Genomic DNA, 24,760 nt, shown 5'->3' with positions numbered 1-24,760 from the left:
AGAAAAGATACTTCTAGTAGAAAGTAGCTCTCTTATCTTCTATTTCAGCAGCTTCTTTTAAAGCGTTATAGACTGCCGTATTAACTCTAGATGCCGCATTATTCTTTAATGTATTTGCATAGGTACTGTAGTTCTCTAACTTTGGAGCTTCTGTTCTTTTGGTAACCTCTACCATAAAAACTCCTGAATTTCCTTCTAATAGTTCTGAGGTTTCTCCTTGCGCCATGCCGTAAGCCGTACCTACAACTGCTGGCTCGCTTCCCGCTCCTGGTATGGTCGGGGTTTTTACACTAAGTGCTGAGGCAGTTGAAACCGTAACGTTATTATCCTTTGCTATCGCCTCCATACTTTTACCAGCATTGGCAGCCATTATTTGTGCTGCTTTACGTTCTTTTCTAATTATAGGCAATACTGTAGCGGAAGCATCTTCTGGTGCCATTAATCCTTCCTTATAACTACCCGTCAATTGCACTACGGCATAGCCATTATTAATATTGAAACGCTTAATGTCTCCAACTTCTGTATCACTATTGAACGCCCATTGTACCACATTTCTTTGCGAACCTAAACCAGGAAGATTTTCGTCTAATTGTTTTATTTTATTCACAGGTCTTACCAAATACTCCCCTTTTTTAGCCAATTCCGAGAAACCACTTTCGTCAGCTATAGTTTCCATTTCAAATTTGGTAGCATCGGTGAACAAGGTATTGATAGTCTCTTCTGAGGCAACTATCTCTCTAGATAGTGTCGCTAATTGAACGATGTCTTCTTTATCATCTACCCTGATAACGTGGAAACCAAAATCCGTTTCTACCAATCCTATGGTTCCAACCGGGTTAGAAAAAATAAAATCGTTGAATTCTGTTGCTAAACTTCCTTCTTGAAAGTAGCCTAAATCACCACCTTGCGGAGCAGATGGACCATCAGAATTATCACGGGCCAATTCTGAAAAAACTACGCCAGACTTTTTAGCCTCTACCAAAAGCTCTTCTGCTTTTTTCTCCGCCTCTTCTTTGGTTCTTTTAATTTCAGGATTAGCACGAGTTGCGCCTTCATATGTTATGAGGATATGACTAGACTTAACCGAACCGTTAGCCCTTCTACCCATCATTTTAGAAATCTGATAAGACCCACGCTCCTTGTAGGGACCGTAAATTTCACCAACTTTCAAAGTCATGAGCGTATCAGCTATACTGGATGGAAGATTTTTCTTAGCACGATACACGGTATCGAATTTCGTGTCCGAATAACGATCTAAGAAAGCACCCACATCAGAAGTAGTTCTGAAACCTCTTATGGTATCGTTCCTATCCGTTGTTGAGTTGTACTCTACGGAGTCATCTAATAATTTGGCTAAATCCTGTTTTACCGCCACATCATCCGAATCGGAAGGTTTTTCTTCGAAATATACGAATTGAATATCCCTTGCCGCATCTTGTTTAAAATCTTCCTTATGATTACTAACGTACGTAGATATTTCACTTTTAGTAACGCTTATCGTACTATCCGGGATTGAAGCATAAGGTACACGAACATACTTTAAATCTATTTTTTCATTGGCCAACTTATAATCTAATTCGCCTTCTTTTAAAGTAGCACCAATACCGGCTTTCACTAAATTGAAATATTTCTGTTCTTTCGCCAGCTGAATAATTTCTTGCTCCGTTTGTAACCATACATCATATTGAGCAGGATTATTCACTTTCCAATCCATTACCGTTTGCTTAAATCTGTTCGGATCAAATATTCCGTTTTCATTTTGGAACTCTGGATTCTGAGCGTAACCTGTAGTTCTCAAAAAGTCAACAATTTGATCTTGCTCAATACCTATTCCCAAATCTTCGAACTGCTCACTGAGTATTGCACCACGAACTTCCCTGTCCCAAACCTGATTCATAATTTGTAACGAAGTAGTCGTTGGGCCAACTCTTCTGGAAGCCGACTCTACCTTTTGTCTAAAATCATCTATGGAAAGTTCATTCCCATTTATTTCTGCTACGGAAGAGCCTACTTTTTCTCCTCCTCCAAAATTACTACTTGTAAAAACTCCAGAAATAACGAATGCAAAGAGCGCAAGACCGATAATGAGTATTAAAACCGTAGTTCGTTTTCTTATATTTTCTAAAACTGCCATTCTATCGAAAAATTAAAATCAGTTGGCGAAATTACCATTTTTAATTGAAATAATAAAAACTAAAACACTTGTAATGATTGCTGTAAAAGCATTAATCTTCGTCAACAATTTCCATGGAAACCAAATCTATTTTAGTATTAGAAACTTCCAATATGGTAAACTTGAAATTAGCTATTAAAATCTCTACGTCCTTTTCAGGTATTTCCCCTACCTGATGCACCAAAAGTCCACCCAAGGTTTCGTACTCATCCGAATTGGGTAGATTAAGTTTATAATTTTCATTAATAGCATCTACTTCTAATCTCGCGGAGAACAGAAAGTGCGATTCGTCTATTTGTTCCTCCCTTAAATCAGTACTGTCATGCTCATCCTCTATTTCTCCGAACAGTTCCTCAACAATATCCTCAACGGTCATAAGACCACTTGTGCCACCGTATTCATCTAAAACTACAGCAATACTCTTTCGCTTCTTTATTAATGTATTTAGTATATCTTGTATGAGCATTGTTTCGGGCACAAACTCCACTGGAAGCAAAATACTTTTAATGGTTTTTGGCTTTTTAAACAGTTCATAAGAGTGAATATACCCAATAACGTCATCCACAGTTTCCTTGTACACCAAAATCTTTGAAAAACCGGTCTCCGTAAAAATCTTTGCCAGGTTCCTGGGAGTTTCGTGCATCTCAACCGCCATAATCTCGGTTCTTGGCACCATAACCTCACGGGCCTTTACAGCGGAGAACTCCAAGGCATTCTGAAAAATCTGAATTTCGGAATCCACCTCATCTTCTTCCTTTACGGTTTCCATCTGTTCGGTGATATAATCTCCAAGTTCTATTTTACTAAACGCTAGCTGCACCTCATCCCCGGGAGTCCGAAAAACATACTTTAAAATGAAATCTGAAACCGTAATTACAAAATCTGAAATCAAAGAAAAAAATAGGTAAAATATGTATGCGGGAATAGCAAGTAGTTTTAATAGGCTATTCGCATAAATCTGAAATAGTACTTTGGGTAAGAATTCTGCGGTAATCAGTATCACAAACGTAGAAATAACGGTTTGCGAAAGAAGACTAAAATCCGTTACCAATGCTTTCAAAAAAGCATTTGAAATAGGAATTCCAGCAAACCACTCCATGAGTAGCTCACCCATAAAAAGCCCGTAAATAACCAAGGCTACATTGTTACCGATAAGCATGGTAGCGATAAATTTGGAAGGTTTTTTTGTAAGCCTAGTCAATACCTTCGCCAAAAAGCCTTCTTGCTTTTTTTCAATTTCAATATGTATTTTGTTGGCCGAAAAAAAAGCGATTTCCATGCCTGAAAAGAAGGCCGAAAACAGTAAGGAAACTATGATAATAAGTACCGAACTATCCACTATTGGTTTTTAGAATCGTTTTGTCTATTTTCGAACTTTTTACGATAGATTCTTCTAAAAAAGAACATCGCAGTAGAAATAACAGCAAAAAACAGGAATAAATAGGCCATTGACCTATCCGTATTCCAATCCGTAAAAATTCTATAAACGGAAAATGCAGCAACAATAATGTACAAATACTCTGTATATCTTAAAATCTTAATCATCTTGACTTTCTTTTATGAGCATAAGCCCGTATGTTTTGTGTGCATTTAAAAAACTAAGGTCTTTTTTAATATCCATACCCTCACCATCCATTACCGTACCATCTTCAGGATTGGTAAACTTAAACTTTTCTTGGGTAAACGCCCACTCGTTACCTCTATCATAATACAATTGTGGTGTTTCTAATTCTTTACCATCATGACTTTTAATTAGTACGTTTCCCTGTAAATCTACAACGGAAGTGGCTCCGTAATATATCCCGTAATCTGCCTCAATCGTAGTTTTTTCATTTTTTTCATTAAAAATTTCTACGAGCAAGCCCTCTGGAAAAGTTTGATAAGGAAATAATAAATTTTCGAAATCATTTCTAATTGGCCCGGATAGCACCGCCACTATTTTGGACGAACCATTATCCTCTGCTCCCAATTTTTCGGGAATTTCCGTGTAGGTTGCTTCGAAATTCTTGGCAACGCCTTGCGGATAGACTTCTTTCTGGGCCTCTTCCCCTACGCGCTTATAGTTATCTTGGCAACACAAAAAAAGCATTGCCATGGAAACCATGGCAATGCCCCTAAAAATATCGAAGATATATTTTATCATTTTACAAATTAGGAACTTTTATGCTTCCTCCTACCCAGCAAGAAAAAGTAACTGTTTTACCAGCCATACCTGAACTGAATATCATTTCTTTACTTGGTGCTTTTGCATTATAACTTGCTGCCGCCTGACTTGCCCTACCTCGTAAAGAAGGATCTACGCGACCGGCTCGGCTAGCCATATCAGCTGCTTTCCAGTAAATTGCCCTCTTTTCAAAAGGCGTAGTTCCGCAAGCATTAGCACTGCCGGCATATAAACTAGCTATTAATAAATAAGCTTTTCCATTAGCACCGTTTGCATCAATTGCTTTTTGAGCGTAACTTCTTGCCGTTGATTTGCTACTTCTTCTATAGATAGTAGCTACTTTGTAAGCAATATTTGATTTCTTTTTGGCATCGGTCTCTAATTCCAAAGCCTTGTTGAAATCTGCTACTGCCCCTTTGGTATCTCCACTCTTAGATTTCAAAGAACCTAAATAAACATAAACATCAGCCGATGGATCCAACTCCGCTTGTACTTCAACCATTGTTTTAAATAATGGATCATCAGTACATTCTTTACTGAACATTCTTCCAACTGCACTCTTAACCCATTTAACATCACCCTTTCTACTCTCAAAGTTCTTTTCGTAAAGTGGAATTAAATTCTCACAATCGGCAAGTTTACCTAATTTAGAGTCTATACTTCCAGCAATCTTACCATAATTTTCAGAATAAGAGTTATAGGACTTTAACCTTCTTTTCTCTTTTGAAGTCAATGTTCCTTCCTCTTCTTTTGGTAAAAGTTTTGCAATCCTATCCGTAAGTTTATCATTTTCCTCCTCTATCTTCGTAGTGACATCATCATAAACGTCAAATACCTCTTGAAGCTCTTTCTGACCAGCATTGTGCAAATCTACCAGACTAGAGAAATAAAGATAAAGTGCTTTTGGGTTTTTAAAGTTTGCTTTGTCCTCCGTAAAAGGCTTACTCAAACCTGCATAAACACCAGCATCGTCCAACATTTTATTGTCATATTGCAACAATATTTTGTCTATCTCGGTTTCTGCCATGTTGGTCTTTGATGAGAAATATTTCATTTTATCATCATAAAGACCCATCAAATCTTTGATATAACCATCCTTTTCACCAGCCGGAGCTTTTTTAATTTTATCTTTCAAGATACGTTCTCCGTATACATAGATAGCATTATTAAGTTGCGGACAGGTTTCATAAACCTTTTTAAAAGGTTCATATGCCGCATCATAATTTTTGACTTTTGCATGCTCCGAAAATATGGACAGATTAGTCATACACTCAGGGTTTTGAGCCTGTGCATTACTTACCCCCATCATCCCTAAGAACATAATTGCCGTGAAGTAAAGTTTCATTTTCATCTTACTAAGTTTAAAGTGGTTAATGTACTAAATTTTTATTAATTTATTTTTCGCTTCTGAAACCAGAAATCATTTAAAGAAAGTCCTACATTAATTTTAAAATAGCTTTCTTCTATAAGATTTGCCCTTGTTGTTCCTCTCCTGCCGGCCTCAAAACCAATGTTAAGATTAGAATAACTTCGTCCCAGTGGTAGTCCTAACCCAAAAGTTATGCCAAAGTTATTTATGTTTACATCGTTGACCACCATTCCTGTATTGTCCATACGCAATCCGGCGCGGTATGTAATCCGTTTTAAATAGCTCGAAAAAGAGCTATGGTCCGGAGTATAAAATCCACCAAAAGCAAATGTGCTTGCGTCATTATATGCTATGTTATCTACCCCTAAAAATGAGTTTTCAAAAGAACTTAAACCTTGAAAGCTATACTCCGCCCCTAAAAACCATTTTAGATTTTCCCCATATCCTAAACCAAGTGTTGTTGTAGTGGGTATTTTTAATTCTGTATTTCTAAGGTTCTGCGCATCTAGGTTAACATTTACCTCCTCTATATTACCCCCAGTGGCAACTGAGAAAGAACCGATACGCCTATCGTTCTTGGATACTAGGTTACCTTGCGTGTTAACCCTTGCAGATACATGTAAGGTATATTTATCTTTTATAGTAGGTGTATAGTTAAGGGCGTAGTTGAAATCAAACCCATTTACCTGAGAAGTTCTTCTATCAAAAGTACCAAATTGCACATCTTCTATTTGTTGCAGGCGCTCACTTTCTAAAGTACCGTAGTTAAAATTGGCCGTGAAACCAATACTTAAATCCTTTATAAATTGATATCCTACTGAATAATAAACCCTATTGAGCCCCCCTTCACCACTAAAAATATTGGTCAGGGGCTGCGAACCACTTTGTCTTTGGTCTACCAAATTGTAACCTACAGAAGAATATGGCATGATACCAAACCCCATACCCAATCCTTTACCCAAACTAAAACCAAGTGCCAAATAATCTACATTGGTAACGGAGCTACTTTGCTCTTCGGTAAAGCTTTTAAGTCTTATTTGCTTGTTTGAAATACCCACCGTGTAATTAACAAGACCTACTTTATCCAACCGGTCCAAACCTAGTTCACCGTATGCGGCCGGGTTTTGAAGATTTACGTGAATGCTATCCGTAAATACACCCATTCCTCCCATCATCTGATTTTCTACCGTACTTGTAGTTCTTAAATCACCTATGCCGAAAACGGAGTAAGGAGAAACGGTACCATCTTGAGCGTACAAACCAGTCGTGGCAAAGCACACAATTGCAATTACAATTTTTTTGATCATCTAATGCTTGTTGTATTCCAGCAAATAATTAAGTCCTTTCAAGAGGAATTTGGAATCCGCAAAGATGGTATTTTTTAGTCGTTTAGACAAAAATTGCGCATCACCCCCTGTTAAAATAACTGTTAAATCTTTAAACCGAGCTGAATATTGCGCAACAATACCGTTAATTTCTTGCGTAAGCCCATTGATAACACCACTATGCATGCTGGTATTCGTAGCGTTTCCGATAAAATCTAAAATCTCCTCTTTTTGTAATAAAGGTAGATTTGCCGTCTGTTCGTGCATTGCTTTATATCGCATCTGTAGCCCCGGCGAAATAGCACCTCCCAAATACTCATCAAAATCATTAATGATATCATAAGTAATACAAGTACCTGCATCGATTACGAGCGTATTACGATGTGGATTATGGTAATAGGCAGCCGTCACTAGCGCTATACGGTCTATACCTAAGGTATGTGGCGTGGCATAGCTATTCTTAAATGGAACTTTAGACCTAAACGACAAAACATGTACTTTAGAAAACAAAGAAAGCACTGCAAGATCTTTATTATCCAGTTCACCCACGGTAGAAACAATAGACTGATTTATCTTTGGATAGTTCTTAAAAATTTCCTTAACCTTTTCAACAAATTGTTTCGCTAAAAAGGATTGATCAAATAGTAGCTTTCCTTTTTGAAAAACCGCGAATTTTATAAATGTATTTCCTTGGTCTATTATCAAATTCATTTTACAAAGGTATATAAGGGAAAAGAACAATGCACAATTACATAAAATCAATTCCACAATTTTGGTACTAGCCACAAATAACCCATACAACTAAGAAATAGAAGAAAATACCAAAAGCTTGAAACCGCCGCATAACTTTCTCTTCTAAGGTTCTTCTTTTCTTCTTTTCCAAAAAACCGTGTGTTATCCACTACGGTGTTTGCGCCGACTAGTGGCTTCCATTGTTCAGTATCCATAACGTAATAATTCATTACAACAGTTGCAGTGTCTACCTTAAGGTTTAAACTGTTCCAACCTTTTTTTTGTGGATAGATGGTTCCTTGCCATTTATCGTGTAGCGTTGCATCTTTCATTAAGGGAATAAGGTAACCGGAACCATGTCGTAGTTGCGGTCTCTGCTTTTGGGTCTGTACCGAAAATTCAAAAGGTAAATCTTTAAAAATAAATCCGTTAGACGTATTAAAAAGAGCAGCTGACTCCGCTTTCTTGGAAATCTGGCTAAGTATGGATGACCAAATTTCTTTGTATGTATCGCTTTCACCTTTCAACACCAATTCATAGGAATTTTTAAGTAGACTTGTTCCAATAGTACCTTTCCCTATTACTATACGTTTTGCATAATTTCCTATAAGCAATGCTTTTAAACTTTCATCATTGAACCGATAAGGATATTTGCCGATGGGATTTTTAGACCAATCGGAGGGCACCAACTTCTCCTTACCATCTGAAACACTATTGAAGTTTACAAGACTATTCTTGAACCTAAACAACCTTCTGTTCGGTTGCACAAAAACCCCCAACCCCTCTTCTTTTACACTTTTTTCAAGGCTTTCCAAGGTATTCCTAGATAGCCCCATAAAAGTCTCTGTGTCCAAGATTAAAACATCGAAGAAAGCCAGTGACTTTTCTGTAAACCTATAGATTGGTTGGCGTATTGTGTTGAAATACTCAAATTTATACTTACCACTGGTAATCTTACTTCTTACTACCAATTCATGTCCCTCCTCCGATAGGTAATTTTTTAGGTATTTCGTCTCAAAAGATGGAAACTGATTTACGATGAGCACTTTTAATACGGCTATATCCTCAACTACCAAAGGCAACGGATTTGTACTAATAACCTTATTTACACTATCCATTTCTACAAGCTGATACACAAATTTCCCTTCGGTCTTTACTATAGTATTTAAGGAAAACCCCTGCCTGTTATCACTTTTTAAGATAACAGAATCAAGAACTTTTCCTCCCGATCCTTGTAAACACAATTTAGTTCCTGCAGTTGGCCTATTGTAGACTCCTTGAATGGTTAATTCTGTCCCAACTCTACTTTCCGATGGATAGTTTATCCGTACAATACCACTAGGGAGTTCCCCTTTAAGATAGTTTACAGCAGTTTCCTCTAGTTGCCAATAATCAAATACAGCCACTCCATGTCCTAAAACAACTAACTCATTAATGGATACCAGCCTTTCCTTTAGGTTTTCACCGGGAACATAGTTTATTTCTTTGATGAATTGATCTTGTTTTTTAAGACTATCTAACCGCACCTGACTAAAACCCTGAGTAAGTAGTACTGCTTTTCCCTGTACTTCCTTTGTCCAAGTGGGTCCAAGAAACATAAATAGCAGTGCCGTAAGTCCAATAAGAGCCACTACGCTATTGATATAAAAATTACGATTAAAACTACCCTTCCATTCCTTCCAAATAAAAAGTAGCACCAAAATAAATGCCAACACTATGGAGAACCACAGCCATTTTTCATTTATAAATTGAATGGAATTATTCATTTATCTCCAGGGCATCTAACATTAATTCATTTAATCTACTAGTGTAACCATTACCTTTATTAGGCTCCGCAGACCTTTTAGGTAACGCTTGTGACAAACCTTTCTGTACCAATCTCAAATCCTTTTCATTACTTGCCCTAGCTTCGGAAAGTACTTTTAAACCTTGTAATGTCTTCAAATGCTTACTAGGTTCCTTTATAGCCAAAGCCCCCAGTTCCTCACCAGCTTTTTTAAAAATTTCTCTGTCCGTTCCTTGAATCAATATTTTCTTAGTTCGCAGTATTTCTAATCTCTCAATAGCTTTATTCATAAAAACGTACGGCACTTCTTTCTCTAAATCTTCCTTTTTACTAAAACTTTTAATTTCATCTGTTTCTCCAGATAAACGCTTGTTTTCCTTGATTGGTGGAGGGTCAAAACCAATACGATGCACATAAATACGGGCACTATTCTTTATCTCTTGAATAAGTTTTAGTGCTTTGTATTGATAGGGTAATGATTTCTCTGGCTCAAACAAACGTAGGTACAACTCCGCATCCCACATTTCGGCCATAGCCTGTTTTAATTTACTTTTTAAAGATTGTGCGAATAAGGTAGATGCTTCGGGGTCTTCATGATCGTGAACATATGCCTCTAGTGGATCTTCTTCTTGTGCATCACTTTCTTCGTGATCATGACCCTGATCATGTTCTTCCTCCGCCACCAAATTATGTTCATTATCCGAATCGTGCTTATGTGAATAAGAAGCCAGAGGATCTTCTGAATCCATAGTCTCAATGGAACTGGCTGTAGAAGTTACAGGACCCTCAGTTTCATCACCCATAAAGGCGCCATATTTTATGCGAAGTGCTTTTTGGTCAAAGCCCAACTCATTGCTTTTAAAGTTATATACCTTTTTTACCAGTGTAGCTTCATTAGCAATTAGTTTTTCTGTATCAATAATTAATTGACGTTGACTTCTAAAATAATCTGGCATAAGATCCGCCCCCATAGTTCCTTCTACCGCAAAGCCATCCTTAACCGTATCCTTTATTACGGAAAAAAAAGTTTCGGTTCTGGTGATATTCGGTTTTGGAGTTTTGACGTCCGTCGCCTCCACATAAAAATAGAGTTCGTCGCCAGGCTCCATTTTTAATGCTCTCAAATCTAATTTTTTTCTCAGTACGGATGATTTTGAGGCTTTTTCAAAGAATGCATCAAATGACAACCGCTCTTCCCTGAACTTAACGGACTCCCCTGCGCCCTTGCTCACCGTGGCTATGATAGCTACATCGGCTATACCAAAATCATCCTTTAGATTAGCCGTGAATTCTAGAAGCTGCGGACCATCGAAATTAAATGATGTAAACTGTTGCAAGCCAGCAATGGTGATTGATGGCGCTTCATCCTTATACACTTCAAGAGCGTACAAATCCGATATATACCTATTCCCCAGCGTATCTGAAAACTTCAGATTATAAAAACTAGAACTTTCAGGACTGGTTAGGCTAAAATAAGAATCATTCCTTTTTTGCATGGCTACCTCATCAGTTCCAAATTGCAGCAAGGATTCTTTTACCTTTTGATCGTAACCAATGGTCCATTTCACAGTTGACCCTTCCAAAGCCTTAATATTCATGTCCGACGTTACCAGCCGCTTCTTTTTGGTATACGCAGGATACTGTATCGTGATGGTTTGTTTATTGATTTTTGGCGGAACCACCGCTGCCAGCCCAGTGTCCAAAGCGGTAACCATTATAGCTTCCTTCTCGGTAATTTGTGGATTTTCAATCTTTGTATTTTGCAAAACCCCAGTATAATACCCCACTACCAATAGCCCCAAGCAACAAAAAGTCATCAGAGCACCCAGTCCTAATCTATTTTTAATTCGAATGGCTTTTTCATGGGACTTTAAGGTTTTGGCTATTTTAGATTGTTGTATTTGGGCCAGTAGGGTTAATTCTTCTTCCGGCGTTAACAGTAATGAAGAACTATTTTCCAATACGCCCAAACTAACGTCCAAGTCACTACAGATATCGGCCAAACCATGAGTCCACGGTTTATGATATACCACACCAATACTACTTACTACAACAAAGACAAGAACCGCTATACCGAAAGAAATTGATAACAAAAAGGCTATTATTGCTGAACTTAGTGCTAGAAACACAATTTCTGTTAGCCTGTACAACCGCCATTTCCAAAGCGTGTTTTTCAAAATTTGCCGCGCTTCCATCATTGTCTTCTTAATTTAGAAAGCACTCGTTCCACGACTAATACCACAATAGCAATGAACCAAACCCATGACGCCAAGGAAGTTTTGTTTACCCTAATTGCCCCCTGCACGCTATTGGTAGGCAAAGGAACCAATTCCTCACTAGCAAGAACTCTTTTATCAAAAGGGGCTATTCTTTCAGTTAGCGCTTCCTTAGGAGCAATTATTTCCAACAAACGTTCTGGCAATCTGCCCTTAAGGGTATTCCTAATCGATAGCCGCTCTGTGAGAAAAAAACTATTGTTGCTATACCCTTTCGAAATTAGTTGACCCGAAAGACTATCTGGCTGAAAACTTAGGTAGTTCGTATCCGTTTCGGAAACAGGCTTACTTTTAAGCCAAATCAAAAAGTCAAAATCTGCCTCCAACATACTATCATCATCTTTAAATTTTTTAATATGCAGTGGTTGTTGTGCATAAACCGATACCGCATCCAAAGCAGCCAAAATATATTGCACTTCCCGCGAAAAATCAGAATCATAAAACAGCCCTATTGCTAAGGTATCTTTTGTCCATAACCGAACCTTGCTAGTTTTTCCATTCCGTTCCACTTTAATACTATCGCCTAATAAGGCCATAAATATGTTGCTTTCTCGGGATATGGATTCTTTTTCAATATCGGTATAACCGTCGCTACTAACCACATTTACCAACACCACCTCTTCGTCGGTTTTATACGCACCAATAAGGGTGTCTAGTTTTGTTCCTTGGTTCATAACCACCCAATTGATCGTATTGGGTATCTTAGGTCGTATACCTCTTATTCCAGAAACTCGGGACTCCGAGAATACAACGATACTATCCGAGGGAAAATCATTTAAGGCCTCTGCTAGCTGCCAATAATTAGGTTTCCCATTTGGCATCTTATCCGTATCCAAAGTGGGGAAATCGGTAGAAAAAAATCGAAATGAAGCTTGGGACTCACTTTCCAGAAGTGATTTCATTTTATCATTGCCCAATAAAGAGGGTTCAATAAAATACGTTAAGGATTCTTTTTTTACTGCTTTCTCTATTGATGGAACCGAAATGGCCAATACCAACAAACCCAATAGCAGCATTCTTAAAAAGAGCAACACGTATTCATTAAGCTTCAACTTTTTAGTTTGTGTAGTTTCTTGAGCTTCTAAATACTTAACACTACCTACTTTAATCGTCTTTACATCACCTTTGTTTAAAAAATGAATGACCAAAGGCACTAAAAGTGCTAAAAGGCCCCATAAATATGTTGGGTTCAGAAAACTCATATCAATTTAACCGTATTCGTTTTTTAAGAAACAATTGCAAAGCCTCCTCTATTGGGCTATCTAATCGAAAAACTTCATAACCAATACCATTACTTAAGAAAAAATCTTTTGTTCTCAGCAGGGCGGTCTGTATTTCTTCCAGATAATGCTCTTTCGCATTCTTCGCATTGACTTTTACACGTTTCCCCGTTTCTAAATCCTCAAATACTAAAGCCCCCGTGTAATTAAATTCCAATTCGTTCTTTCCCAAAATCTGAAGCACGATTACTTCGTTTTTTGAAGTTTTCAAAGATTGAATCCACTTTGTCAACTCCTCCTTATGCTCATACATATCCGTTAGTACAAACAACAATTCCTTCTGCCCTCTTTGATGAATTTTAGATACTGTAGTTCTATTCTCCGGCCAATTACCACTACCCTTAATTTTTAACAACTCATGCAGTAACCGATTGTAATGTTGCTTGTGAACAGTAGGATGCAGTGCTTGCAAGTTAGTATTGTTCAGTGAAAAAAGACCAGTTGCATCTCCTTGGTTATGAGATAAATGAGCCAATGACGCCACCAATATCCTTATAAAATCTATTTTGGACAAACCTTCCTCTTCATACATCATTGACGCACTGGCATCTACAATAAATTTAACGGCAACCTGCGTATCTATTTCCGACTCTTTGATATAAAACCGACCCGACCTTGCCAACATTTTCCAATCTAGCAGCCGCATATCATCCCCAGGCTGATACCCTCTATATTGACTAAATTCTAGTCCAGGGCCTACCCTTTTGCTTTGATGCGCTCCCGATAAATAACCATCTACAATAACTCTTGCTATAAGTGCCAAGCCAGACACAGTATTGATGATTTTTGGTTGAAGCAACTGTCTATAATCTTGTTTCACCTCACTTTAATTTCTTATGAACGCTATTGTTCCAGTAATTTTTCCGTTACCTTGTCCGATGTTATCCCCTCTGCTTCTGCCCTAAAATTTACAATAACCCGATGTCGAAGTACAGGAAACGCTACCTTCTTCAAATCTTCTTGAGTTACCGCTAGCCTTCCTGCCTGCAACGCCCGTGCTTTTGCCGTTAAAATCATGGCCTGCCCCGCACGCGGACCAGCACCCCAGCTTACCCATTCTTTTACAAAAGTATTGGTCGTTGTTTCTGGCCTAGTGGCCCTTACGACTTTATTCACATAAGCGATTAAATCATCGCTGATCGGAACGTCTCTCACCAATTGCTGCAGTTTTATAATATCCTCTCCGCCAAGAACTTTTTCTACACTGGGTTTTCTGGAGCCCGTGGTATTCTTTAAGATAGCTGCCTCTTCCTTAGCTGTAGGATAACCAATCTTTATGTAGAATAGGAAACGGTCCTGTTGCGCTTCTGGCAAAGGAAAAGTCCCTGATTGCTCTATAGGGTTTTGAGTTGCCAAAATAAAAAATGGTTTAGCCATTGGGTATGTTTCTCCAGAATAGGTTATCTCAAACTCTTGCATGGCTTCAAGTAAGGCCGCCTGGGTTTTTGGCGGAGTCCGGTTAATCTCATCCGCTAAAATGATATTTGCAAAAATTGGCCCCTTATTAAATTTAAAGAATTTCTTGCCAGAGCTCTGGTCCTCTTCCAAAATCTCCGTACCTACAATATCCGAAGGCATTAAATCCGGAGTAAACTGTATTCTGTTAAATTTTAAGTCTATGGCCTGCGAAAGGGTTCTAATCAATAAGGTTTTAGCAAGACCGGGCACACCTTCCAGTAAGGCATGGCCACCTGCTAAAAAGGTTATCAAAAGGTGTTCAACCGTTTCCTCCTGTCCCACAATTACCTTTGCGATTTCTTTCTTTAACAAGGACAGTTTATTGGTCAGTTCCTTTATTTCTTTTTCTGCTGTCAGCAGCTTATCATCCATATGAATTCTTTAAGAAGTTAATGCATACATCACGATGTTTACTCCAAATCGTGTATTGTCAATTTTATACCAACGTTTATTTCTAAAATCATAATCCCATTCACAGCCATAATCCTTATTACTATAGAGCACACCAATGCGCCCATTTACCTGAATTGCCTTTAAATACTCATGAACAAGGTCGTCTCCCCAACCATTTAGCTCTTGGGACGTTGTTGGTGGTCCGTCTTCAAATTCAAAAAAGATGGAATAAATCTCATGGTCATTGGGCAGCTTCTTCAAACTGCTACTACCAAATATTTCTTCCATTTGGCGTTCAAACGATTTGGCGAAAAGACCATCTATATCATGGTTGCAATCATCAACAAAAACAAACCCTCCGTTGTTCACATATCTTTTGAAATTTTCTTTTTCCTTTTTGGTAAACTGCACGAGTTTATGTCCGGAAAGGTAACAGAAGGGACACTTGAAAATAGCATCACTCCCTAAAGGCACAATATTCTCTATGGTATCAACCTTTAACGTGGTATACTCCACCAGAGAATTTAAAAGGTTGGATGGCATTCGCTGATCTACGTCCCAATCACCAGATTCATACTGCAGTCTAGTAAAGAAAAAATTTGTACTCAAGAGTTTGCGATTCTAATTTCACAATAACAAAAAAACCGGTTGCAACAAATTTCAGCTACAACCAGTTTATATACCTATTACACTTTAAACCGCGTCCGATAAACTGGTAAAAGTGAAATCTCTTATTTTCATGTATGGTATCAGATTACCGTTAATCCTAACCTGTTTTCCAAGTGTCTCCAAGTTGTTCAACATAATAATTGGACTTTCATTGAACCTAAAGTTCTTTACGGGATATTTAATCTGTCCGTTTTCAATATAGAAAGTCCCATCTCTAGTTAAGCCTGTATAGAGCAAGGTTTGTGGATCTACGGTTCTAATGTACCATAAGCGTGTTACCAGTATCCCCTTTTTCGTGCTTTTTATTAAATCTTCTAGAGAAGCATCTCCCCCACCCATAATTAGGTTATCCGGGTAAGGTATTGGGTCTACCCCTTTTTGCGCTGCCCAGTACCTACTGTAAGCTAGATTCTTTACGACTCCATTTTCTATCCAAGAGGTTTTCTTCAAAGCCTGCCCTGCGCCGTTCCAGGTACCTGTAGGAACTTCTGGATTTAGTGGGTCTGACCATAGATTTACTCTTTCGTCCACTATTTTTTCCCCGATCTTGGTACCACCACCTTCTTTAGACATAAAACTACGACCTTCATCGGCCGTTCTTGCATCTATGGCGCGTCCTAAATTACTAATTAGGTTTTCCGCGGCAGCCGGCTCCAAAATAACGGTATATTTACCTGGCTCTATGGCTTTAGCCTCTTTGGAAAGCACTGCCTTATCTATTGCTGTTTTTGAAGCCTCCGAAGCATCGAACTTATTAATATCGTTGTAATCTCTGGAAACCCATCCAGACCCCGTACCGTCATTACTACGCATGGTTACGGTGAAGTCTACATTTGAGTATTTGTTATAGGCAAACAGGCCCTTTGAGTTCAACATAGCGCTAAAGCCATACGAATCGTCCAAAAACCCTGCTGCGGTTACATCGTTCGCTATTGCTGGCTGAATGCTATCGTTTGCCACGGTTGCCCTGTATTCTGGAGCTATATTCGCCGTTGCCTCTACATAATTTATTGCCGTGTCATAAGTCTGTTGTTCCAAAGGCTCCATGAATTCAGGATTCTCCGGTGACAACTTTGCTAGCTCCTCAGCTCGCTTCACTACTTTTTCTAATGAAACATCATCAAATTCATCTATTGTCGCAGTACCGGACTTTTTACCGTAACTGGATTGCACCACTAAAGTTTGATTAGAGCGGTGTCCGGACGTGGATACGGAATTTCGCGCATAACGAATGTTTCCACTTTCACTTCCACTTAAATTTATTTCGCAAGTATCGGCCGTGGAAAAACGCAACGCTTTTTCCATAATCGCTCTAGCTTCTTCTTCTGTATATATTGCCATTTTAGTATTTTTTGTTTTGTGAATTGCTTAAATGCTACGACCCGTATTAATAACGTTTATATCGTTAAATCTAGTAGTAGAACTACCGTGTGATACCGCACTTATCTGTGAAGGTTGTCCTTTTCCATCAAAGAAAGACCCGAACATTCTATAATCGCTTTCATCACAAATTTTTGCACATGAATTCCAAAACTCTTGCGTATTGGATTGATAGGCCACATCATTGAGCATACCCACTATTTTACCATTTTTGATTTCGTAGAATACAGTGCCACCAAATTGAAAATTGTAGCGCTGTTGGTCAATAGAATACGAGCCTCTTCCCGCTATATAAATTCCTTTTTCTACATCTTTTATCATTTCGGCAATAGAATACTTCTCTTTACCGGGCTCCAAGGATACGTTAGGCATTCTTTGAAATTGAACATCGTTCCAGCTTTGGGCATAACAACAACCGTGAGATTCGTTCTGACCGATAATATTTACCTGGTCCCTGATAGCTTGATAATTCACTAGTGTACCATTTCGCACCAAATCCCATTGTTTGCATTTTACGCCTTCGTCATCATAACCAACTGCACCCAAACTACCTTCCATGGTCTTATCTGCAACTAAATTTACGATTTCGCTACCATAATTAAAGTCACCAGATTTCCATTTATCCAAGGTTGCAAAACTTGTTCCAGCGTAGTTCGCCTCATAACCAAGCACCCTATCTAGTTCCAAAGGATGGCCAACAGACTCATGAATCGTTAATCCTAAATGGTTTGGTTCCAATACCAAATCATATTTTCCAGGATCAACTGATTTTGCAGTAAGCATTTGTGTTGCCTGTTTAGCGGCTTGCACTGCATCTTCTACAATATCATAGCTCTTTCTATATAATGTTATACCTGCAGGACCTTCTAATTTTTCAGAAGCAAGACCATCCATATATTCGTAACCCATACCCATAGGAGCGCTCATAGCTTGCCTGGTCTTAAACTTGCCTGCTTCGCGATCAACCGCAGTAACCCCAAAAGTAGGCCATATACGGTGTACATCTTGGTCTATATAAGACCCATCCGTAGAAGCAAAATACTTTTGCTCGTTTACCATGAACAACGCAGAGTTAACGAAATTAGCACCATTTTCCATGGCAGCTGCATTTGCATTCAATAACAAATCCACTTTCTCGGACACTGGCACTTCCTTAAAGTCTTTTTGGATAGGTGTTTTCCAAGATACCTCACCATGTGACTGTACCGGTGCTAACTTTACAGGTTCGGTCTGTATTTTTGAATTGGCCTTAGCAATAGCCACAGCCTGTTGTGTGGCTTTTTTTATACCATCTTCCGTAACGCTATTCGTAGATGCAAAACCCCAAGTGCCGTTAGCGATAACACGAATACCGATTCCAAAGGATTCTGTATTTACCACATTTTGCACCTTGTCCTCTCTTGTGAAGACATATTGGTTTAGATACCTTCCTATTCTGGCATCCGCATAGGTAGCTCCCATTGATTTTGCAGTATTGAGTGCTACATCTGCCATACGTTTCTTAACAATAACATCCATGCCCGGCTCCAATAATGCTTCAGCTTGAATGCTATTTCCCATTAAACTGGCGGGCACCAGAAGTGAGGCTGCGCCCATTCCCGATAATTGTACAAAGTCTCTTCTTTTCATCTAGTGTAATTAATTATAGTCCCCCAGGTAGTTTAAAAAGACCTCTTAAAGCAACAAGGGCGTCTTCGTTAGTTCTAAAATCATTTAAAAAAGAATTGTTGAAATCATTCTTTTTAAATGGTTTGCCCTAAAATAGCGAATTTAATAGATAAGCACCTTGGGCATTTAGATTTTATTAAGAAGAATTTATGAAAAAACGAACAACTGTGAATTTGCGATGCTGTAGCCACATTTTCTTCACTAAGACATAACACCGCGCTCTTCGTCACTGCCTAAATTCTTAATCTAGAGGACAGGAAAACCTTAAAACAAAAAAAGCCAAGGCTTTTTTTGTGATTTTGTTTGTATATCGTAAAATTGAAATTATATTTGCAGCCGCTTATAGCGACATGGTGCCTTAGCTCAGTTGGTAACGTCCCGAAGCTTCGGGAGACTGAAAATCCATGTTGTTGGTTTTACCAAAAGCCTAGAAGTTAAATAGATAATTGAAATATTGACAATAATGGTGCCTTAGCTCAGTTGGTAGAGCAATGGACTGAAAATCCATGTGTCCCTGGTTCGATTCCTGGAGGCACCACAACTAATCCTCGCAATAGCGGGGATTTTTTGTTTGCAACCGTTACAATGACTAATCCCAAATTCGCTGCACTCTATTTTCGGTTAAGCGATTTAATAATAAGCTGTCCTTTGAAAGATTCTTTACCGCTAAGGTGGTGAAAGCATCCCTAGGAAAAATCTGATTCGTCATCACATACTGCCCTTTATTTACAAAAAGCTCAATAGAAGATTTATCCAACAACATCCGAATTTCTACTTCATCCTTGGGCAGATTAGGAACGAACATCGTTTGCACACCTGTGGCAAAATTACCTGCAAAAGCCGTTAAACCAGATGCAGTGCGGTCAAAAACCAAGCTCCCTTCAGAGCCTTTTAAAACAATTCCTAAACTATCCCCTATACTGTTTTTTAAACTTAGCTGAAATTCTCTACCTGTGGTACTAAAACTAATTTCTGACTGGTTGTTTTTTACCAATTCAATGGTTTTGGTTTGATTCGGAGCTACGGCTAAATCAAGTTCTTTTGCGTTCTTTTCTATAATGGCATCCATGGCCGTCAAAGGATAATTTATAAGTTCGTAGACATCATTATTCTTTTGTAGCGACAATTTTCTGGGAACGGTCATAGCACTACGCCATTTTTCGGTAGGGGTATCACGGGCGTAATCCCAATTACTCATCCAACCTATAAAAATGCGTTCATTATTTGGGGTATTATTATAGGTTACACCGGCGTAGTTGTCCCTGCCCAAGTCCAGCCACTTGTTCTCTTTTTGGTAAGAGGTAAAGGTTTTGCCATCAAAATCTCCAACGAAATATTGTGTTCCGCTTCCACCGTTCGGTGCACCGGGATTTATACTTATCAATAAAACCCATTTAACGGCATCGGTTCCTTCTACCTGTAAAGGAAATAAATCTGGACATTCCCAAACACCGCCATGTGCGCCTTGGTCTTTGCCGAATTCGCTTACCTGCTCCCATTCCTTCAAATTAGGAGAATTCCATATCTGCAAATGGTCCCCTGCAACCAATAACATGGTCCAAACGGATTCTTTTTCATTCCAAAAAACTTTAGGATCCCTAAAGTCCTTTATTCCGTCATTACCTATTACAGGATTACCTTCATACTTGGTCCAGCTATCCCCGTTATCCAAACTATAAGCAATCCCTTGAGTCTGAAAATCTTTTCTCCCAGCTTTCTCTCCTGACATTAAATGGTAGGTGAAAATAGCCACCAAAGCAGGGTTTTCCTTTGTTCCAAAACCTGAACTATTATCCATATCCACCACCGCACTTCCAGAAAAAATAAGTCCGTTTTCATCGGGGTAAAGCGCAATAGGTTTATGCTCCCAGCGCACCATATCTTTACTTGTGGCATGACCCCAATGCATGGGGCCCCAAACTGTACTATCCGGATAGTGTTGATAAAACAAGTGGTATACACCTTTATGATATACCAAGCCGTTAGGATCGTTCATCCATTTTTCATCAGGTGTAAAATGATACTGCGGACGGTAGGCCTCTGTATAGTAAGATTCTTTTTTTGAAATATCATTTTTCAAAGATTCATCCGTAGTCTCCTTACAGGAAAGAACTATTAAGGCAAAGGCAAAAAGGAGATTATAAATTAACTTATTTTTCATTTCTTAAACATTTATTTGGCTTTTACACTACTGCGGAAACATCTCTAAAATAGTACCTTTACAAAAACGAAATAGTGATTTAATGAAATATTTTCTGACTTTCCTTTCTATTTTATTCTTTAGCCAAAGTTCTTGGTCGCAGGATAAATTAGACCGAACACTGAAAAAATTCAATAAAGAGACAGTCCCTTATGGCTATACCAAAGATATCACATTGACCGACGGAGTCCTACTTTTAGATACACGCAAAAAGGAAGAATACGAGGTAAGCCACTTGAAAAACGCAATTTGGGTCGGTTATAAAGAATTCGACGAAGATTTGGTGCGTTCACAAATACCGGATAAAGAAGCTCCTATTCTAGTGTACTGTTCTATTGGAGTACGGTCAGAAAACATAGGCGAAAAACTTATGGATATGGGTTACATGAACGTCAAAAATCTTTATGGAGGTATCTTTGATTGGAAAAACAAGGACAACCCCGTCTACAACGGTAACAATCAAGAAACCGATAGTGTGCATGCTTTTAGTAAGCATTGGGGCAAATTATTGACAAAGGGCATCAAGGTTTATGATAGGACCAACAAGTAATTCGATTTTTAAAAAACTATAAATACCAGTAATTTTTGGGAATACTACACACTAAAAAAGAAATAAAAGATGAAAAAACCATTAATTTTCATCTCGTGAATTCAAAAAATCTGCTCCTTATATTTACACGAAATCCCGAGCTCGGTAAATGCAAGACACGACTTGCCGCCAAAGTGGGTGATGATGCCGCTTTGGAAATCTATAAATTTCTTTTGAATCATACCGCCGCAATAACCAAGAACTTATACGCCACTAAGGCCGTTTATTATTCCGATAAAATCTGGGAAAATGATATTTGGGACCCTACCGTTTTCGATAAAAAATTACAGGAGGGAGCAGATTTAGGCGAACGGATGGCGAATGCCTTTAAAGACGGATTCGAAAAAGGTTTTGAGCGTATAATCGTTATTGGAAGCGACATGTACGACCTAAACCAACAAAACCTCGAAGAAGCCTTCTTAGCTTTAGAAAAGAATGACTATGTGGTAGGCCCGGCCCTAGATGGCGGCTATTATCTTTTGGGAATGAAAAAGTACAAAGAGGACCTTTTCAAGAATAAAGATTGGGGAACAGCAAGCGTTCTAGAGGCTACACTTAAAGATTTAAAGCAAGAAGGTTTACAGTTACTTACGGAAAAGAACGATGTAGATCATTTTGAAGATATTAAAGACATTGAGGCTTTTGGGCCTTATTTAAAACATATGTAACATGACTAAGAAACAACTACAAGAATCTGTTGATTACCTAATAAATAAAGGGTTTGACACACCCGAGTTTGGAATTGTATTAGGAACCGGATTAGGAAAACTAGTCGATGAAATCAAAGACCCGATAGAGGCACACTACAACCATATTCCTTTTTTCCCTTTAGCCACCGTAGAATTTCATACGGGGAAATTAGTTTTTGGTACTATTGAAGGTAGAAAAGTGGTGGTAATGCAAGGCCGCTTTCATTTATACGAAGGTTACGACTTTCTAGACATTACTTACCCCATCCGCGTTATGCAGATGCTAGGCATTAAAAAGTTATTTATTTCCAATGCAGCGGGAGCCATAAACCTCGATTTTAAAAAGGGGGATATTATGCTCATTGAAGATCATATAAACCTTCAAGGTGGCTCGCCATTAGCCTTTAAAAACGTGGCTGAATTTGGGGAACGTTTTGCAGATATGTCGGAGCCTTATGATATGGAAATGCGAGAAAAATTAGAAAAAATAGCCGCTACAAATGACATCTCTTTAAAGAAAGGTGTCTATGCATCTGTTGTAGGTCCACAACTAGAGACCAAGGCGGAATACAGGATGCTTAAAATTCTAGGTTCGGATGCGGTTGGTATGAGTACCGTTCCCGAAGTAATCGTCGCTAATCATTTAGGGCTTCCTATCGTTGCAGTTTCTGTCTTGACCGATGAATGCGATCCTGACAATCTTAAACCTGTTGACATCGGGGAGATTATTGCCATTGCGGGTGAGACAGAACCTAAAATGGTAAAATTATTCAGTGAATTGATCAAACAATTGTAAGGTTGTGGCCGATTGTGCCACTACTAGCACAATCAGTTTGTTTTAAATGACGATACAATTCCCACAGATCAGTGTTATAATCCCGGTTCTTAATGAAGAGGATTATATTAAAAAAGTACTGCTGAGTATTAAAAACAATACCTCATCAAACCAAGTAAAGGAAATACTTGTGGTTGACGGAGGCAGTGAAGACGCAACGGTCAAAGAGGCACTGAACGCGGGCGCCAGAGTAATTTCAACTTCAAAGGGCAGAGCACTACAAATGAATGTGGGCGCTGCCATTGCCACTGGTGATATTTTGTACTTTTTACACGTAGATACCCTACCGCCCAAAAACTTTGATGTGGAAATTTTAAATGCCTATACCGAAGGTTTTAAAGTAGGCTGTTTCCGTATGAAGTTTGATTCCACAAATCCTTTTCTTGATGTTTTTGCTTGGTTTACCCGTATAAACACGCAGTTATGTCGTGGTGGAGACCAATCGCTATTTATTCTAAAATCTTTATTTGAAAAAGCAAATGGATTTGATGAATCCTATAGGGTATATGAAGACAATGAATTCATCAAAAGAATATATAAAATGACGGCTTTTAAGGTCTTAAGCAACACGGTGACCACTTCGTCCAGGAGATACGAGAAAAAAGGAGTGCTGACTTTACAATGGCATTTTGGAATGATTCATTTAAAACATTTCTTTGGCGCAGGGCCAGAGAATCTTCATAGATATTATGTAAAACACATCGCCATATAAGAAAACCGTTACTCCTGTTCAAAATCTTGCAATACCCCTTCCGAAATCCACTTTGCCAAGGCTTGTCTGTTATCTGGCTGTAAAATCCTCTTCTGGTCTTTCTTGTTCTTGATATTCCCAATCTCTATAAAGGTCATGGCCGGATGGGTTTTCTTTACCAAATAAAGTGAAGTCCTGTCTTCAAAAGTGCCCGAATAGGCCCTGTTGGGCTGATACTTTTTATATTTCTTTTGAAACGTCTGATGTATGTTCTCTGCAAGCTTTTTACCATTTTTACTTTTCTCGTGGTGATAGAAAAATACATCGATATTCTGACCTTGACTTCTGCTATCTATATGGGTCACAATTAAGCGCTGGTATTTCCCTTTGTTCTTTTTGTAAAGCCCATTTATGATGTCAACCCTTTGTTTTAAACGTGCTACTTGATTTAAAGGGATTTTTTTATCAGGATAAGCAACCTCATCCCTATCTATCTTCAAAATACGCTCATCCCGTATACCATCGTCCTCGTCCCTAATGATAATATAAACTTGAGCCCCATGGGAAAGTAGCTCCTTGGCCAGTCGTAACGTTATATCATAGGCGTACTCGTCTTCCGCGATGGATTTTCCTTTATAAACCGCCATTGCGCCAGGGTCTGGGCCACCGTGACCGGAAACCAGATAATAAACGGCACCCTTTAGTCTTTTACTTTTAGAAAGTACATTTTCGTATTTTTCTCCAAAAATGGAAAAGGCAGTTACTTCTATTTCCTTTATTTTCTTCGTCTGTTTTTGTATGGAATCCACTATGGATACCGTATCTAAAGCTATATTAGGGACAATATAATCTCGCCCTTCGTATAAGTGGATACTATCCCTTAGATTATCAATATTTAATTGAATAAACGCGTCATATGCATCATAGGGATCTATACCCTGTTTCCTTAACAAGGATAAAACACCATCTCCTTTTTCTGCGGTAACGGTTTCCACAGAATCCTGAGAAAAAAGGCTATGCCCTAAAAAGAGGAGTAAAATAGATATAAAAAACTTTTTCATTAGTATATCTAAAACAAAGTTC

21 protein-coding genes and 1 tRNA gene are annotated in these 24,760 nt (G+C 38.5%); 5 read left to right on the top strand and 17 right to left on the bottom strand.

Annotation, left to right across the window (positions count from 1 at the left end; all coding sequences use genetic code 11):
* Window positions 1–13: 13 nt before the first annotated feature.
* The 15 genes from SJY09_RS16335 to SJY09_RS16265 form a co-directional block, all read right to left on the bottom strand.
* Window positions 14–2,134, bottom strand: a complete 2,121-nt coding sequence (locus SJY09_RS16335; RefSeq protein WP_396636771.1) for a peptidylprolyl isomerase — start codon at window positions 2,132–2,134, stop codon at window positions 14–16.
* Between the two features lie 91 nt (window positions 2,135–2,225).
* Window positions 2,226–3,512, bottom strand: a complete 1,287-nt coding sequence (locus tag SJY09_RS16330; protein ID WP_396636770.1) for a hemolysin family protein — start codon at window positions 3,510–3,512, stop codon at window positions 2,226–2,228.
* The gene (locus SJY09_RS16325) at window positions 3,512–3,718 is read right to left on the bottom strand and encodes a hypothetical protein (RefSeq protein ID WP_396636769.1); all 207 of its coding nucleotides are present in this window, start codon (window positions 3,716–3,718) and stop codon (window positions 3,512–3,514) included. Before SJY09_RS16325 ends, SJY09_RS16330 begins: the two co-directional genes overlap by 1 nt.
* Window positions 3,711–4,316 (bottom strand): LPS export ABC transporter periplasmic protein LptC, encoded by a 606-nt coding sequence (gene lptC, locus SJY09_RS16320; protein ID WP_396636768.1) that lies wholly within the window; start codon window positions 4,314–4,316, stop codon window positions 3,711–3,713. Before lptC ends, SJY09_RS16325 begins: the two co-directional genes overlap by 8 nt.
* A 1-nt stretch (window position 4,317) precedes the next feature.
* Complete coding sequence (locus tag SJY09_RS16315; RefSeq protein WP_396636767.1) at window positions 4,318–5,688, bottom strand: hypothetical protein; 1,371 nt, start codon at window positions 5,686–5,688, stop codon at window positions 4,318–4,320.
* A 38-nt stretch (window positions 5,689–5,726) separates the two neighbouring features.
* Window positions 5,727–7,013 (bottom strand): hypothetical protein, encoded by a 1,287-nt coding sequence (locus tag SJY09_RS16310; protein ID WP_396636766.1) that lies wholly within the window; start codon window positions 7,011–7,013, stop codon window positions 5,727–5,729.
* Window positions 7,014–7,742, bottom strand: coding sequence for a type III pantothenate kinase (locus tag SJY09_RS16305; protein WP_396636765.1), 729 nt, complete (start codon window positions 7,740–7,742; stop codon window positions 7,014–7,016).
* A 47-nt stretch (window positions 7,743–7,789) separates the two neighbouring features.
* The gene (locus tag SJY09_RS16300; protein WP_396636764.1) at window positions 7,790–9,529 is read right to left on the bottom strand and encodes a hypothetical protein; all 1,740 of its coding nucleotides are present in this window, start codon (window positions 9,527–9,529) and stop codon (window positions 7,790–7,792) included.
* Entirely contained in the window at window positions 9,522–11,747 is a 2,226-nt protein-coding gene (locus tag SJY09_RS16295; protein WP_396636763.1) for a tryptophan-rich sensory protein, read from the bottom strand. The genes SJY09_RS16300 and SJY09_RS16295 overlap by 8 nt, the downstream gene beginning before the upstream one ends.
* On the bottom strand, window positions 11,744–13,027 hold the full coding sequence (locus tag SJY09_RS16290; RefSeq protein WP_396636762.1) for a BatA domain-containing protein: 1,284 nt from the start codon (window positions 13,025–13,027) through the stop codon (window positions 11,744–11,746). The genes SJY09_RS16295 and SJY09_RS16290 overlap by 4 nt, the downstream gene beginning before the upstream one ends.
* Window position 13,028: 1 nt before the next feature.
* Window positions 13,029–13,925, bottom strand: a complete 897-nt coding sequence (locus SJY09_RS16285; protein WP_396636761.1) for a DUF58 domain-containing protein — start codon at window positions 13,923–13,925, stop codon at window positions 13,029–13,031.
* 23 nt (window positions 13,926–13,948) lie between these two features.
* A complete protein-coding gene (locus SJY09_RS16280) occupies window positions 13,949–14,935 on the bottom strand; it encodes an AAA family ATPase (protein ID WP_396636760.1) in 987 nt (328 codons plus the stop codon).
* Window positions 14,936–14,944: 9 nt separating this feature from the next.
* Complete coding sequence (locus tag SJY09_RS16275; RefSeq protein WP_396636759.1) at window positions 14,945–15,565, bottom strand: DUF4159 domain-containing protein; 621 nt, start codon at window positions 15,563–15,565, stop codon at window positions 14,945–14,947.
* An 84-nt stretch (window positions 15,566–15,649) separates the two neighbouring features.
* Entirely contained in the window at window positions 15,650–16,966 is a 1,317-nt protein-coding gene (locus SJY09_RS16270) for a TldD/PmbA family protein (RefSeq protein WP_396636758.1), read from the bottom strand.
* Between the two features lie 27 nt (window positions 16,967–16,993).
* On the bottom strand, window positions 16,994–18,634 hold the full coding sequence (locus tag SJY09_RS16265) for a TldD/PmbA family protein (protein WP_396636757.1): 1,641 nt from the start codon (window positions 18,632–18,634) through the stop codon (window positions 16,994–16,996).
* 504 nt (window positions 18,635–19,138) lie between these two features.
* On the opposite strand from SJY09_RS16265, the gene SJY09_RS16260 reads away from it, so the two are divergent.
* A tRNA-Phe gene (locus SJY09_RS16260) sits at window positions 19,139–19,211 on the top strand.
* 51 nt (window positions 19,212–19,262) lie between these two features.
* Here the strand turns inward: SJY09_RS16260 and SJY09_RS16255 are convergent.
* A complete protein-coding gene (locus SJY09_RS16255) occupies window positions 19,263–20,834 on the bottom strand; it encodes a glycoside hydrolase family 32 protein (protein WP_396636756.1) in 1,572 nt (523 codons plus the stop codon).
* Window positions 20,835–20,916: 82 nt separating this feature from the next.
* On the opposite strand from SJY09_RS16255, the gene SJY09_RS16250 reads away from it, so the two are divergent.
* The 4 genes from SJY09_RS16250 to SJY09_RS16235 are packed head-to-tail and all read left to right on the top strand — an operon-like array spanning window position 20,917 to window position 23,698.
* Complete coding sequence (locus SJY09_RS16250) at window positions 20,917–21,423, top strand: rhodanese-like domain-containing protein (protein ID WP_396636755.1); 507 nt, start codon at window positions 20,917–20,919, stop codon at window positions 21,421–21,423.
* A gap of 35 nt (window positions 21,424–21,458) precedes the next feature.
* On the top strand, window positions 21,459–22,130 hold the full coding sequence (locus SJY09_RS16245; RefSeq protein ID WP_396636754.1) for a TIGR04282 family arsenosugar biosynthesis glycosyltransferase: 672 nt from the start codon (window positions 21,459–21,461) through the stop codon (window positions 22,128–22,130).
* Window position 22,131: 1 nt separating this feature from the next.
* The gene (locus tag SJY09_RS16240) at window positions 22,132–22,947 is read left to right on the top strand and encodes a purine-nucleoside phosphorylase (protein WP_396636753.1); all 816 of its coding nucleotides are present in this window, start codon (window positions 22,132–22,134) and stop codon (window positions 22,945–22,947) included.
* Between the two features lie 46 nt (window positions 22,948–22,993).
* Window positions 22,994–23,698: a TIGR04283 family arsenosugar biosynthesis glycosyltransferase gene (locus SJY09_RS16235; RefSeq protein ID WP_396636752.1), complete on the top strand. Its 705-nt coding sequence runs from the start codon at window positions 22,994–22,996 to the stop codon at window positions 23,696–23,698.
* An 8-nt stretch (window positions 23,699–23,706) separates the two neighbouring features.
* On the opposite strand, the gene SJY09_RS16230 is transcribed toward SJY09_RS16235, so the two are convergent.
* Entirely contained in the window at window positions 23,707–24,738 is a 1,032-nt protein-coding gene (locus tag SJY09_RS16230; RefSeq protein WP_396636751.1) for an N-acetylmuramoyl-L-alanine amidase, read from the bottom strand.
* Between the last annotated feature and the right edge of the window lie 22 nt (window positions 24,739–24,760).

This window comes from Maribacter sp. R77961 (assembly GCF_044594925.1).
Taxonomy (GTDB): domain Bacteria; phylum Bacteroidota; class Bacteroidia; order Flavobacteriales; family Flavobacteriaceae; genus Maribacter.
Note: the sequence above shows the minus strand (reverse complement) of the source record. Positions and strands in the feature narration are given on the sequence as shown.